Genomic DNA, 12,839 nt, shown 5'->3' on the forward strand with positions numbered 1-12,839 from the left:
TGGTCCTGAACCTGGACAACTGCATTGGTTGCCACACCTGCTCGGTGACCTGCAAGAACGTCTGGACCAGCCGCCCCGGCGTCGAGTACGCCTGGTTCAACAACGTCGAAACCAAGCCCGGTATTGGTTATCCCAAGGAATGGGAAAACCAGGACAAGTGGAACGGTGGCTGGGTCCGCAAGGGCAACGGCAAGATCGAGCCGCGGCAAGGTGGCAAGCTCAGCCTGCTGATGAAGATCTTCGCCAACCCGAACCTGCCGCAGATCGACGACTACTACGAGCCTTTCACCTTCGACTACGATCACCTGCAATCGGCGCCGAAGTCCAAGGCACCGCCCACGGCCCGCCCACGCAGCCTGATCACCGGCAAGCGCATGGAGAAGATCGAGTGGGGCCCCAACTGGGAGGAAATCCTGGGTGGCGAGTTCAGCAAGCGCAGCAAGGACAAGAACTTCGACGATATCCAGAAGGATATCTACGGCCAGTTCGAAAACACCTTCATGATGTACTTGCCTCGCCTGTGCGAGCACTGCCTGAACCCCGCTTGCGTGGCATCGTGCCCATCGGGCTCGATCTACAAGCGCGAAGAAGACGGCATCGTGCTGATCGACCAGGACAAGTGCCGCGGCTGGCGCATGTGCGTTTCCGGCTGCCCTTACAAGAAGATCTATTACAACTGGCAGTCCGGCAAGGCCGAGAAGTGCATCTTCTGCTACCCGCGCATTGAAGCGGGCCAGCCGACGGTGTGCTCCGAGACCTGTGTGGGCCGCATCCGTTATCTGGGCGTGCTGCTGTATGACGCTGATCAGATCCAGGCTGCCGCCAGCGTGGAGCATGACCGCGATCTGTACCAGGCGCAGCTTGATCTGTTCCTGGACCCCAACGATCCCAAGGTGATCGAGCAGGCCCGCAAGGACGGCATCCCTGAAGCCTGGCTGGTGGCTGCCCGCAACAGCCCGGTCTACAAGATGGCCGTGGACTGGAAGGTCGCGCTGCCACTGCATCCCGAGTACCGCACGCTGCCCATGGTCTGGTACGTGCCGCCGCTGTCGCCCATTCAGGCTGCCGCCAATACCGGCAACCTGGGCATCAATGGCGAAATCCCGGATGTCAACCAGTTGCGCATCCCGGTCAAGTACCTGGCCAACCTGCTGACTGCCGGCGACACCATGCCCGTGACCCGCGCGCTGGAGCGCATGCTGGCCATGCGTGGCTATATGCGGGGCAAGCACGTGGACGGCGTCGAGAACAAGCGTGTGCTGGATCAGGTCGGCCTGGACAAGCACACGGTGGAAGACATGTACCACGTGATGGCGATTGCCAACTACGAAGACCGCTTCGTGATCCCGTCGGCACACCGCGAGTACGCGGAAAACACCTTTGACATGAAGGGCGGCTGCGGCTTCACCTTCGGCAACGGGTGTTCGGATGGCGCCACCGATGGCAGCCTGTTTGGCGCGAAGAAGAAGCGCACCATTCCCATCAAGTCGGAGATCTGAGCATGAGCGCCATCACCAAATGGAAGGCTGGCGTCACGCCGGTCTACAGCCTGCGGGCCCTGGCCCGTCTGCTGAGCTATCCGGATGCCGCGTTGCGTGACTCGGTGCCGGATCTGCAGCAAGTGCTCGTCGGCGAGGCAGCGGTCAATGATGGCCGTTTGCGCGGCCTGAGCATGCTGCTGGGGTCCCTGGTCGATCAGGACGTCATGGAAGTGGAAGAGGCCTATGTCGAGCTGTTCGACCGTGGTCGTGCCACTTCGCTGCATTTGTTCGAGCATGTGCACGGCGATTCCCGTGATCGCGGTCCGGCCATGATCGATCTGGTCAAGACTTACGAGCAGGCCGGCATGCTGCTGGACCCAGACAAGGTCGGCGGCGAGTTGCCTGACTATCTGCCCGTGGTGCTGGAGTTCATCTCCACCTTGCCGGCGGCGCAGATGCGCGACTTCATCGGTGAAATCGCCCACATTCTCAATGCCGTTCACACGGCGCTGATCAAGCGCAGGAGCTTGTATGCGCATGTGCTGGCGGCCGTCCTGGAGATCGGTCAGCAAGCGGTCGAGGCCGTGGCCCTGCCCGAGGAAGAGGACATGGACGCCAGCTGGGCAGAGCCCGAGGCCTTTGCAGGTTGCAGCTCCAAAGGCCAGCAAAGCCCGAACCAGCCCCAACCCATCCAGATCGTGCGCCGTAGCGCATCGACCACCCAACGAGGAGCATCAGCATGAGCCTCTCTCATCAATTTGTTTTTGGCATCTATCCCTATATCTGTGGCGCGCTCTTCCTGCTTGGTAGCCTGATCAGATTCGACCGCGACCAGTACACCTGGCGCAGCGAGTCCAGCCAGATGCTGGCCACCGGTACCCTGAGGGTAGGCTCCAACCTGTTCCACCTGGGCATCATCGGCCTGTTCTTTGGCCACTTCTTCGGCATGCTGACGCCGCCCGAGATCATCCACGCCCTGGGCGTGACGGCCTCTCAAAAGCAGATGCTGGCCGTGATCGCCGGCGGCACGCTGGGCGGCATCGGCCTGATCGGCTTGTTGCTGCTGATCCACCGCCGCCTGAGCAACGAGCGCGTGCGCGCCACCTCGCGTGGCCGTGACTTCCTCGTGCTGTTCTGGATTCTGGCGACACTGCTGCTGGGCTTGTCCACCGTGCCCTTGTCTCTTGAGCACAGCGATGGCGGCACCATGCTCAAGTTGATGTCCTGGGCCCAGCATCTGGTGACCTTCCGTGGCGATGCAGCGGGCTTTATCACCGATGTGTCCATGGTCTTCAAGGTGCACATGTTCATGGGCATGAGCCTGTTCGCCATCTTCCCCTTCACCCGTCTGGTGCATGCGTGGAGTGGTTTTGCCTCGGTGGGTTACCTGGTCCGCCCATGGCAGGTGGTGCGCAGCCGCAAGATCGGCCTGTAAGGAGACACGCATGCAAGTTGCTGAACTCACCATGCCCGCAGCACTGCGCGTGGGCGACGTGGTCCTGGCGGATGCGTCCGAGTTGCTGACCGATACCGATCGCCGCCAGCGCGCCAGCCTGGAGTTGCTGCGTCAGGCTTCGATCGAAGCCGGCTTGCTGGCCGAGGACGACCCGGCTCCGGAAGCGGGCGTCATCAGCGAAGCCGCTGCCGAAGCCATCGACCAGTACCTGCTGCAACAACTGCGCGTGCCTGAGCCTGATGAGGCGGCCTGCCGCCGTCACCACGCCGCGCACGCCGCGCAGTACGCCATCGGTGAGCGCGTTCAGGCCCGACACATTCTGTTTGCCGTGACGCCCGGCGTGGACGTGCAGGCCTTGCGCCTGCGCGCCGAGCAGGCCTTGCTGGAAGTGCGCGCCGATCCCAACCGCTTTGGCGAGACGGCCCGCCAGTTGTCCAACTGCCCCAGCAGCGCGCAAGGTGGCGATCTGGGTTGGCTCAACGCGCCCGATTGCGCGCCGGAGTTCGCCAAGGAGCTCTTCGGCCAGACTGAGGGCACGGCCAATGTCGGTGTCTTGCCCCGCCTGGTGCACAGCCGCTTTGGCCTGCATGTGGTGGAAGTGCTGGCGCGGGACCCAGGTCAAGCCCAAGCCTATGAGGCCGTGAGCGAAGCCGTGGCGCAATCCCTTCGTCAACAAGCCTGGATCACGGCCTTGCGCCAGACCATGCGCGTGCTGGCCTCGCGCTGGGAAGTGCAGGGTGTCGATCTGGACGCAGCGGACTCCCCACTGGTACAGTAAACGTCCATGGACGACCACTTATTGGAGCGCCTGCGGCGCTTCCATAACGACTACTTCCCGGACTACAAGGACAAGTTCCAGCGCTTGGTGGAACAAGGCCAGCACCCGACCATCCTGTTCGTCGGGTGCTCTGACTCCCGGCTCGTGCCCTATATGTTGACGGGCACCGGGCCCGGCGAGTTGTTCATCGTGCGCAATGTGGGGGCCCTGGTGCCGCCTTACAACGGCCTGCATGGCCTGCATGGCACGGCTGCCGCCATTGAGTACGCGGTGCTCAATCTGCATGTGAGCCACATCATCGTGTGCGGCCATTCTCATTGCGGTGCCATGAAGGCGCTGTATGAAGAGATCTCGCCCGAGGCCAAGAACCTGCAGGCCTGGCTAGACCTGGCCCGCGAGGCGGCCTTGCCGGTGCAGGTATCCGAAGAGGCTTTGCGCCGTACCGAGCAGCGCTCCGTCGTGCTGCAACTGGAGCGCCTGATGGACTACCCCATGGTGCGCCAGCGCGTCGAGCGGCGCCAGATCTCGCTGCACGGTTGGCACTACGTGATCGAAGAGGGCGAGGTCTACGTTTTTGACGTCAAGTCTGGCCGCTTTGTGCCAGCCTCGCACGCGGAGCACAGTGGAACGGGGCCGTACCATGATGTCGATCCAGACAATGGGTCCATCTTCAATGAGGTGGATGCCTCTTGGTACCCGGGGGGCAACTCCTGACAAATGGTTTTGTCAGGTCTTCCCACCCAGCCCCGCAGCGATGCCCTCGACGCGGGGCTTTTTGTTGCCCGAACGCACCGCATCGTCCGAAAGAACGATGCCAATTACCCCAGTAGATCTGTTGGGCATATTTGCGCCTCATCAAATCCATGCTTGGCGCGGGTGCTCAGAATGAATTCAGGTTCATGCGATCACGAGGAGCAACATGATGGGTTCGCGCAGACTGAATGTGGTGTCCTACCTGGGCAGTCAGCCCTTGTTCAAGGACATGTCCGCGCCAGAGTTGGCGCGCATTGCCGCGGCTTCCACCGTCAGGCGTTTGTCGCGGGGTGAGGAGTTGTTTCACGCCGGGCAGTCCTGCGAGGGGCTGTATCTGGTCATTGACGGCTTGATCAAGCTGTTTGCCAAGGTCCCCAGCGGGCACGAAAAGGTGATGGAGGTCATCGGGGCGGGGGGCTGTGTGTCGGAGTCGCTGATGTTCAGCGATGGGGCGCACAGCGTGAACGCCAGCGTGCTGTTCGATGTGCAGTTGCTGGTAGTGCCCAAGGATGTGCTGGTCCATGAGATCGAGCACAACGCGGGACTGGCCATGCGCATGCTCACGGGGCTGTCTCGGCGCATGAATGGCCTGGTCAAGGACATCGAGGCGGTGACCCTGCATTCCGGTGTCAAGCGGGTGGTGGACTACCTGCTGCATTCGCCCGTGGTGGGTGAGGCGCACAACACAGAGCAGGATGTGACCGTCTCGCTGCCGGCCAGCAAGGGCACGATTGCGTCCTTGTTGTCGGTCACGCCCGAGCACTTTTCGCGCATCCTGCATGACCTGCAGGCCAATGGCCTGATCTCGGTCGAGCGTCGGCACATCCACATCCTGGACGCGCAGCGCCTGGCCAGCTACGCCTGAGGCATCCGTCAGAAGAACGATACGGGGCTTGTGGCTGTGGTCAAAGCCCCGTTTCTTGAACCGCTTCAAGGAAAACAAGCTTTTCGAGCCCTAGTCTCAGGCTGTCCCTTGACAAGAAGGAGAATGGTATGACCCAGGGCAAGCAGGGCGGCTTCACCAAGCAGGCCGCCCGCAATATCTTTTATGGCGGCACCGTGTTCTTTGTGCTGCTGTTTGCGGCCATTATTTTTGACTCGGAGCGCAAGATACCGCAGCGCTCCAACGCGCAGAACATCACCGAGTCGGTCGTGCGTGGCAAACACATCTGGGAAACGCGCAACTGCATCGGCTGCCACACCTTGCTGGGCGAGGGTGCCTACTTCGCGCCGGAGTTGGGCAATGTCTACAAGCGCCGTGGCCCTGAATTCATCAAGGCCTGGATCAAGGGGCAGCCCACTGGCGCGCCCGGCCGCAGGCAAATGCCGCAGTTCGACCTCAATGACCAACAACTCGATGACATGGTTGAGTTCCTCAAGTGGACCAGCGAAATCAATACCGAGAAGTGGCCCCCCAACATCGAAGGTTGACCGACGCGGAGCAACATCATGATCAAGACACTCAAGTACCAATCGCAGTCGGTCGCGACCTATTACTTCGTGGCCGCCTTGCTGCTGTTCGTGGGGCAGATCGTTTTCGGTCTGGCCATGGGCCTGCAATACATCATCGGGGACTTCCTGTTCCCGGCCATTCCCTTCAACGTGGCCCGCATGGTCCACACCAACTTGCTGATCGTGTGGCTGCTGTTTGGCTTCATGGGCTCGGCCTATTACCTGGTGCCGGAAGAGGCTGAGACCGAGCTCTACAGCCCCAAGCTGGCGCTGGTCCTGTTCTGGGTCTTCCTGGTGGCCGGGGCGCTGACCGTCCTGGGTTACCTGATGGTGCCCTATGCCAAGCTGGCAGAACTGACGGGCAACGACCTGCTCAACACCATGGGGCGAGAGTTCCTGGAGCAGCCTTTGCCAACCAAGGTGGGCATCGTCGTGGTGGCCCTGGGCTTCTTGTTCAACATCACCATGACCTTGCTCAAAGGGCGCAAGACCAGCATCTCGCTGGTGCTGCACCTGGGGCTGTGGGGCCTGGCCATCATGTTCCTGTTCAGCTTCGTCAACCCGCACAACCTGGTGCGCGACAAGATGTACTGGTGGTTCGTGGTGCACTTGTGGGTGGAGGGTGTGTGGGAGTTGATCCTGGGCGCGCTGCTGGCCTTCGTGCTGATCAAGACCACCGGGGTGGACCGCGAAGTGATCGACAAGTGGCTGTATGTGATCATCGCTTTCGCGCTGATGACCGGCATCCTGGGTACAGGCCACCACTTCTACTTCATCGGTCTGCCTGGCTATTGGCAGTGGATTGGTTCGATCTTCTCGGCCATGGAGCCCATTCCCTTCTTCATGATGACGGTGTTCGCCTTCAACATGGTGCAGCGCCGTCGCCGTGAACACCCCAACCAGGCTGCTGTGCTTTGGGCGGTGGGCACCTCGGTGATGGGCTTCCTGGGGGCAGGGCTGTGGGGCTTCATCCACACGCTGTCGGCTGTGAACTTCTATACCCATGGCACGCAGATCACGGCGGCCCACGGCCACCTGGCCTTCTATGGCGCTTATGTGCTGGTGGTCATCACCATGATCAGCTACGCCATGCCGACGCTGCGTGGCCGCGTGGCCAACAGCGCCAGGGCCCAGAGTGTCGAGATGTGGTCCTTCTGGATCATGACCATCAGCATGGGTGTCATGGTGCTGGCGCTCACCGGTGCGGGTATCTTGCAGGTTTGGCTGCAACGCATGGCCGCCAACCCGGCATCCTTCATGGCCACCCAGGATCAGTTGAACTTCTTCTACTGGACCCGCCTGGGTGGTGGCGTGGGCTTCCTGCTGGGCCTGGTGACCTACCTGTTGAGCTTCTTCATCGGTGGTGAAGAGCCCGTGGTGGCGTCCGGTGGCGGCGATGCCCGCGCCGTGCCAGCTCAACGTGCCTGAACAGGCCAACCCGTCTGCTTTCAGAGATCAGCATGGACATGCTCAGTGCCAGGCAACTGGCGGGCGCACCCGGTGGTGTGCCCCACTACATCCCTCAGGCGCAGGAATGCGCGCTGTTCGAGCACGCCTGGCGCTGCCAGCTGCCTTTGCTGATCAAGGGGCCGACGGGTTGTGGCAAAACCCGTTTTGTTGAACACATGGCTGCCCGTCTGGGGCGGTCGCTTATTACCGTGTCCTGCCACGATGACCTGAGTGCGGCCGATCTCGTTGGCCGGCACCTCATCGGGCAGGGCAATACCGTCTGGCAGGATGGCCCTTTGGCGCGCGCTGTGCGCGAAGGTGCCATCTGCTATCTGGACGAAGTGGTCGAGGCCCGCAAGGACACGACCGTGGTCATGCACCCGCTGGCCGATGACCGGCGCGTGCTGCCCATTGAGCGGACGGGCGAGTTGCTGATCGCTCCGCCTGAATTCATGCTGGTGGTGTCCTACAACCCCGGCTACCAGAACCTGCTCAAGGCGCTCAAGCCCAGTACGCGTCAGCGCTTCGTGGCCTTGTCGTTCGGCTACCCGCAAAGCGCGGTCGAGCAGGACATCGTGCGCAGCGAATCGGGCGTCAATGCCGATGTGGCTGCCGGCCTGGTCAGGCTGGCGCAGGCCCTGCGGCGTGTGACGGACCATGATCTGGAAGAAACCGCGAGCACGCGTTTGCTGGTCATGGCCGCTCGCCTGATCTCCGCCGGCATGGACGTCGAGATGGCCTGCCGCGCAGCCGTGGTTGACGCGCTGACCGATGACACCGATACCGCGGCAGCCCTGATGGAGATTGTCCGTGGCGTCTTTGACAGCCCCTGAGCTGCAAAGCAGGCGGCTGCGTTGGCAGGTGGGCTTTTTTGCTTTTTTCCTGCTGGCCCCGGTGCTCAACCTGTTTCGGTTTGACCTGACACAGACCCAGTTGTGGGTGCTGGGCTTCAAGTGGTCACTGGGCATTGACGCACTGATGAGGGGTGAGATCTCGGCCACGCAAGCAGGGCTCAGCCTGCTGTGGCGCGGTCTCTTGCCCATCGTGCTGATCGTGGGGGCGTTTTTCACTGTGGCGTGGCGCTATGGGCGTCTGTACTGCGGCTGGTTGTGCCCGCACTTTTCTGCGGTGGAGTTGCTCAACAAGGCGCTGCACCGCGCGATCGGCAAGTTCAGCCTGTGGGACAAGCATGTGACCCGACGGCGCAACAGCGTGGGCGCGTTCATCCAGCCCCGCAAGGCCTGGTGGCCGGTGTTTCTCGCCCTCAGCCTGGCGCTGGGCTTCACCTGGGCGATCACCTTGCTGAGCTACCTCTTGCCGCCGCGGCAGATCTGGTCGCACCTGCTGCATGGTGGGTTGACACCGGGCGAGGCCCGCTTTCTGTGGATCGGCACCGCCGTCTTCACGGCCGAGTTCGTGTTGGCCCGGCACTTGTTCTGCCGGTTCGGCTGCGCGGTGGGCCTGTTCCAGAGCCTGGTCTGGATGGCCAACCCCAAAGGCATGGTGGTGTCCTTCCGGCGCGAACGGGCGCGCGAGTGCCGAAGCTGCGACGCGCCACTGGGCTCGGCCTGCGACAACGCCTGCCCCATGCGCCTGCACCCGCGCGACATCAAGCGCATGATGTTTTCATGCGTGCAGTGCGGCCAATGCCTGAGCCAGTGTGATCGCTCCCAAGGTGCTCAGGATCGCAGCCCGGTGCTGAATTGGGCCGTGGGGGTGGATGCCGTGCGCGAAACCTTGAGGCAGAAGAAGGCCGAACAGGCTGCACAGGTCAAACAGGCCACCAAGGAGGTGTGCTGATGGAAGAGTGGGTTGGCCAATGGTGGCACCGCATCGTCACGCGGCTGGCAGATCGCCAGTATCCGCAGGCGGCCGTGCGCCTGGAGGACATGAGCGGGCAACTGGCTGTGGTCTTTCGGGCCATGGGTGGCTTGCCGCAATGGCGCCTGGCATCGGCCGCTGAGCGGCGGCATGCCGGGCCGCGTGGCCTGATGCAGAAGCTCGCGGGCAATGGCGAGCGTTTTGCAACGCCCACGCTGGATGCCGAGACCCTGGCCCTGCCGCCGGTTCTGGCCATCTTCGAGCAGACTGAGCTCAATCGGGCGCTGTACCTGTGGCTGGCAGGGCAAGGCGCCATGCGTTTGCAGCTGGCGGCGTGTGAAGACCCCTGTGAAGAGCCCGCCAGAACGGGGTGGATCCAGGGCAATCTGCTGGCCACGTCGGCGCTGTTGGCCCAGTATCCTGGCTGGCGGGCGCGCTATCACCGCCTGGTCGAGCAGCACCTGGCGCAACGTCCCTACCCCGATGGCTTGAAGGGGCGCCAGGCCGTTTGCGAGCGTGCTGTGCAATCGGCGCTCAGGCAATCTATCGGGCTGTCTACCGGGCAGCCGCTTGTTGGTGAGGGCGCCAGCAACGCCCCTGTGGACGCCGACCCCGCCGTGCGCTCAGAGGAAGTCGCACCCGTCTGCCTGTGGGTGGATGTGTCGCTGGCTCAGGCGGCCATGCAGGCGCGCGCTCGCGAGGAGCAAGCCAGAGACGGCCAGGGCGAGCAAGCGCCCAAGCCCACCGACGGAGCCCGGCGGCGCGCCAAGCAGACGACCGAGTCGCATGAACGGCATGCCTTGATGATGTTCTTCCGCGCGGAGTCCTTGCTGTCGTGGACGGAGTTCGTGCGCGTCAACCGCCAGACCGATGACGACCCTGTCGAAGACGCCAAACAAATTGCCAATGACATGGACACCTTGTCCGTGGCGCCTGGTGGGCAGACGCTGGCCTCGCGTGTGCGTTTCGATCTGGACTTGCCCAGCGCCGCAGCGGATGACCAGGTGATCGCCCAAGGCATCTTGCTGCCTGAGTGGGACCACCGCAAGGCCAGCCTCCTGCCGGACCATTGCGCCGTGCAATTGCTCATGCCCACGGTGGTGGCGCCATGGCAAGTGCCTGCGAGCTTGCGCACAATGGCCTCGCGCATGCGCCGGCGCTTGGAGAGCCTGCGTGCCATGCCGCGTTGGCAGGGCGGGCACACCAGCGGCGAGCGGCTGGACATGGATGCCTGGGTGCGCTGGCAGGCCGAGTCTCGTTCAGATGGGGGCGACTTGGCCACCTTGAGCGAGCCTCGCGTGTTCGCCCGCCCACAGCGCAGCGAGCGCAGCCTGGCCACCTTGCTGCTGGCCGACCTGTCCTTGTCCACCGATGCGTGGGCGTCGCAGGATGCGCGTGTCATCGACGTGATCCGTGATGCGCTCTATGTGTTCGGGCAGGCCATGGAAGGGCTGGGCGACCCGTTCGAGATGCTGGGCTTCAGTTCCGTCAAGCGCCACAACGTGCGGGTGCATGCGCTCAAGCGTTTCAACGAGCCCTGGGGCCCGGCCACGCGTGACAGGGTGGGGGCCATCAAGCCTGGTTACTACACCCGCATGGGCGCAGCGGTTCGCTTCGCCACCAGGCAACTGTCCCTGAGGACCGAAAAGCAAAGGCTGCTGCTGCTGCTCACGGACGGCAAGCCCAATGACCTGGACCACTACGAAGGCCGCTTTGGCCTGGAGGACACCCGCCATGCCGTGCAGGCGGCGCGGGCGGCAGGGCTGCATCCGTTTTGCATCACCATCGATGAGCAGGCGGCCGACTACTTGCCGTATCTGTTTGGTCAGCAGGGCTATGCGCTGGTTCACAAGCCTCAAGACCTGATCGCGCGGCTCACGCAGATCGTGGGCCAGTTGTCCAGGTAAGCCGCGGGATCGTTCGGGTGATCCCCTGAACAAGGGGCAATGCGCTTGATCGTCTGAGGGAAATCACTGCGGGGTGCTTTAACGCTGTTCGTTAGCATTCCCCTGGAGGCGGCATGGTCATGGGTGACCGCCCTTTGCAGTACGACCACCGAAGAGAACCGGATGAAGACGTCCCTCGCTGAACACACCGCACAGGCCAGCGCACAAAGAGAAGCGCTTTACGACCAGATCGAAGCCGAGTTCCAGGCCATCAGGCAGCGCTACCGCGATCAACTCGGCCCGCAGGATGTGGCCTACATCAAGGGCTTGCGCCGCACCTCGCGGTGGTCGGAGTTAGTGGGGCGCGGCCTGCTGTGGGTCAGCCATGACCCCATCACCTTTGCCCTGGGCGTGGCCTTCACCTGGCTGCACCGCAATCTGGAGTCCATCGAGATCGGCCACAACGTGCTGCATGGTCAGTACGACTACTTCCCAGAGATCCCGCAGTTCCACTCGCACAACTTCAAATGGAAGGCCCCGGTGGATGAAGAGGGCTGGCGCCGGGAGCACAACGGGCAGCACCATGTGCACACCAATGTCTACGAGATGGACCCGGACCTCAATCACGGCATCCTGCGCATGAACGACAAGCAGCCCTGGAACAGCTACCACCGCTGGCAGTTGCCCATGTACCTGCTCATCGCCTACCCGATCGTGCTGTACGGCTTCAACCAGCAGAACCTGGGTTTTCGGCAGGACTACCGTGCGCGCAAGTTCCCGCTGGGCAATGAAGGTTATGCGCCGGTGTTCCCTGGTGGTGAAGCGGCCTCTCTCAAGCGTCGCCACTGGCTGTCGGTCGGGCGGGTGCTGTTCAAGGAGTACCTGCTGTTGCCGCTGCTGGCGCTGGCCACGGGCTACTCCTTCTTCAATGTGATGCTGGGCAACATGCTGGTGGATGGGCTGAACAACTACTGGGTCAGCCTGACCATCCAGGCCACCCACCTGACCGAGCCTTTGCAGCCTGACGATGCGCTGGCGCACAAGGGGCGCTGGTATCTGTCGCAACTGGACTCGACGGTGAACTTCAAGGGCAGCCGCCGCATGAGCATCCTGTGGGGGCACTTGAACTACCAGATCGAGCATCACCTCTTTCCGGACGTGCCCTCCCGTCACTACCCGGACATGGCCAGGGAGGTCAAACAGGTGTGCGCCAAGTACGGCCTGGCCTACAAGTGCAACCCAAGCTGGGGCGTGGCCATCCGCAACTACCTGGGCGCCATGTGGCGCTACTCGTTCCCGCCCAAGGCGGCCGTGGCGGACAGGCAGGCCGCCTGATCGATGTCGGTGCGTGCCCACTTGCTGCGTGGCAGGAGGTATTCACGCAACTTGCGGTCTGATCGGCGGATGTGCAGGGACAACCAGTCGCGCAGCAGCGATGAGAGCTGGGCCGCCGTCGCGATGCTGCCCATCTCGTAGCGGCTTTGCAATGCCGCCAGATCGGCCATGAACTGGCGGTGAAGCTGCTGGTGGCCGGCCAGATGCGGGAAGTGCACGCAGGCCATGACCTGCTCCTCTCGCTGGAAGTGCTCCTGGGTGTAGGCCGTCAGGGCCTGGAGCAGGCGGCCAACGACCTCCTGGCCGCAGCCCTGGCTGGTGGCCGTGTGCAAGGTGTTGACCAATTCGATCAGATGCCGGTGATCCTGGTCGATCAGACCTTGGTCGATCACGAGGTCATCGGCCCATTCGAAATACGCCATGTCGGC

At 62.9% G+C, this 12,839-nt stretch carries 13 protein-coding genes; 12 read left to right on the forward strand and 1 reads right to left on the reverse strand.

Annotated features, from left to right (window positions below; all coding sequences use genetic code 11):
* From narH to HY836_RS00060, 12 genes are all read left to right on the forward strand, one after another.
* Nucleotides 1-1,499, forward strand: a 1,499-nt coding sequence (gene narH, locus HY836_RS00005) for a nitrate reductase subunit beta (RefSeq protein ID WP_290672065.1), incomplete at its 5' end; no start/stop codon positions are given.
* A 2-nt stretch (nucleotides 1,500-1,501) separates the two neighbouring features.
* Nucleotides 1,502-2,224, forward strand: a complete 723-nt coding sequence (gene narJ, locus HY836_RS00010) for a nitrate reductase molybdenum cofactor assembly chaperone (RefSeq protein ID WP_290672069.1) — start codon at nucleotides 1,502-1,504, stop codon at nucleotides 2,222-2,224.
* Nucleotides 2,221-2,916: a respiratory nitrate reductase subunit gamma gene (gene narI / locus HY836_RS00015; protein ID WP_290672071.1), complete on the forward strand. Its 696-nt coding sequence runs from the start codon at nucleotides 2,221-2,223 to the stop codon at nucleotides 2,914-2,916. Before narJ ends, narI begins: the two co-directional genes overlap by 4 nt.
* Nucleotides 2,917-2,926: 10 nt before the next feature.
* Nucleotides 2,927-3,715: a peptidylprolyl isomerase gene (locus HY836_RS00020; RefSeq protein WP_290672073.1), complete on the forward strand. Its 789-nt coding sequence runs from the start codon at nucleotides 2,927-2,929 to the stop codon at nucleotides 3,713-3,715.
* 6 nt (nucleotides 3,716-3,721) lie between these two features.
* A complete protein-coding gene (locus HY836_RS00025) occupies nucleotides 3,722-4,429 on the forward strand; it encodes a carbonic anhydrase (RefSeq protein ID WP_290672076.1) in 708 nt (235 codons plus the stop codon).
* A 208-nt stretch (nucleotides 4,430-4,637) separates the two neighbouring features.
* The gene (locus HY836_RS00030) at nucleotides 4,638-5,333 is read left to right on the forward strand and encodes a Crp/Fnr family transcriptional regulator (protein WP_290672078.1); all 696 of its coding nucleotides are present in this window, start codon (nucleotides 4,638-4,640) and stop codon (nucleotides 5,331-5,333) included.
* A gap of 128 nt (nucleotides 5,334-5,461) precedes the next feature.
* On the forward strand, nucleotides 5,462-5,899 hold the full coding sequence (locus HY836_RS00035; RefSeq protein ID WP_290672080.1) for a c-type cytochrome: 438 nt from the start codon (nucleotides 5,462-5,464) through the stop codon (nucleotides 5,897-5,899).
* A gap of 18 nt (nucleotides 5,900-5,917) precedes the next feature.
* Nucleotides 5,918-7,348 (forward strand): cbb3-type cytochrome c oxidase subunit I, encoded by a 1,431-nt coding sequence (locus tag HY836_RS00040; RefSeq protein ID WP_290672082.1) that lies wholly within the window; start codon nucleotides 5,918-5,920, stop codon nucleotides 7,346-7,348.
* Nucleotides 7,349-7,380: 32 nt separating this feature from the next.
* A complete protein-coding gene (locus HY836_RS00045; RefSeq protein WP_290672084.1) occupies nucleotides 7,381-8,202 on the forward strand; it encodes a CbbQ/NirQ/NorQ/GpvN family protein in 822 nt (273 codons plus the stop codon).
* A complete protein-coding gene (locus HY836_RS00050) occupies nucleotides 8,180-9,169 on the forward strand; it encodes a 4Fe-4S binding protein (RefSeq protein WP_290672086.1) in 990 nt (329 codons plus the stop codon). Before HY836_RS00045 ends, HY836_RS00050 begins: the two co-directional genes overlap by 23 nt.
* Nucleotides 9,169-11,097, forward strand: a complete 1,929-nt coding sequence (locus tag HY836_RS00055; RefSeq protein ID WP_290672088.1) for a VWA domain-containing protein — start codon at nucleotides 9,169-9,171, stop codon at nucleotides 11,095-11,097. The genes HY836_RS00050 and HY836_RS00055 overlap by 1 nt, the downstream gene beginning before the upstream one ends.
* A 162-nt stretch (nucleotides 11,098-11,259) precedes the next feature.
* Nucleotides 11,260-12,411, forward strand: coding sequence for an acyl-CoA desaturase (locus HY836_RS00060; protein WP_290672090.1), 1,152 nt, complete (start codon nucleotides 11,260-11,262; stop codon nucleotides 12,409-12,411).
* Here HY836_RS00060 and HY836_RS00065 read toward each other — a convergent pair.
* On the reverse strand, nucleotides 12,363-12,833 hold the full coding sequence (locus HY836_RS00065) for a bacteriohemerythrin (RefSeq protein ID WP_290672092.1): 471 nt from the start codon (nucleotides 12,831-12,833) through the stop codon (nucleotides 12,363-12,365). The genes HY836_RS00060 and HY836_RS00065 overlap by 49 nt on opposite strands.
* Nucleotides 12,834-12,839 lie beyond the last annotated feature (6 nt).

Origin of the sequence: Aquabacterium sp., from assembly GCF_016234775.1 — a bacterium.
Lineage (GTDB): Bacteria > Pseudomonadota > Gammaproteobacteria > Burkholderiales > Burkholderiaceae_C > Aquabacterium.

Excerpts from the sequence above, each read along its gene's own strand:
- HY836_RS00040 (WP_290672082.1), top strand. The coding sequence starts at position 5,918 with ATGATCAAGACACTCAAGTACCAATCGCAGTCGGTCGCGACCTATTAC.
- narJ (WP_290672069.1), top strand. The coding sequence starts at position 1,502 with ATGAGCGCCATCACCAAATGGAAGGCTGGCGTCACGCCGGTCTACAGC.
- HY836_RS00030 (WP_290672078.1), top strand. The coding sequence starts at position 4,638 with ATGGGTTCGCGCAGACTGAATGTGGTGTCCTACCTGGGCAGTCAGCCC.
- HY836_RS00045 (WP_290672084.1), top strand. The coding sequence starts at position 7,381 with ATGGACATGCTCAGTGCCAGGCAACTGGCGGGCGCACCCGGTGGTGTG.
- HY836_RS00025 (WP_290672076.1), top strand. The coding sequence starts at position 3,722 with ATGGACGACCACTTATTGGAGCGCCTGCGGCGCTTCCATAACGACTAC.
- HY836_RS00055 (WP_290672088.1), top strand. The coding sequence starts at position 9,169 with ATGGAAGAGTGGGTTGGCCAATGGTGGCACCGCATCGTCACGCGGCTG.
- narI (WP_290672071.1), top strand. The coding sequence starts at position 2,221 with ATGAGCCTCTCTCATCAATTTGTTTTTGGCATCTATCCCTATATCTGT.
- HY836_RS00065 (WP_290672092.1), bottom strand. The coding sequence starts at position 12,833 with ATGGCGTATTTCGAATGGGCCGATGACCTCGTGATCGACCAAGGTCTG.
- HY836_RS00060 (WP_290672090.1), top strand. The coding sequence starts at position 11,260 with ATGAAGACGTCCCTCGCTGAACACACCGCACAGGCCAGCGCACAAAGA.
- HY836_RS00020 (WP_290672073.1), top strand. The coding sequence starts at position 2,927 with ATGCAAGTTGCTGAACTCACCATGCCCGCAGCACTGCGCGTGGGCGAC.
- HY836_RS00035 (WP_290672080.1), top strand. The coding sequence starts at position 5,462 with ATGACCCAGGGCAAGCAGGGCGGCTTCACCAAGCAGGCCGCCCGCAAT.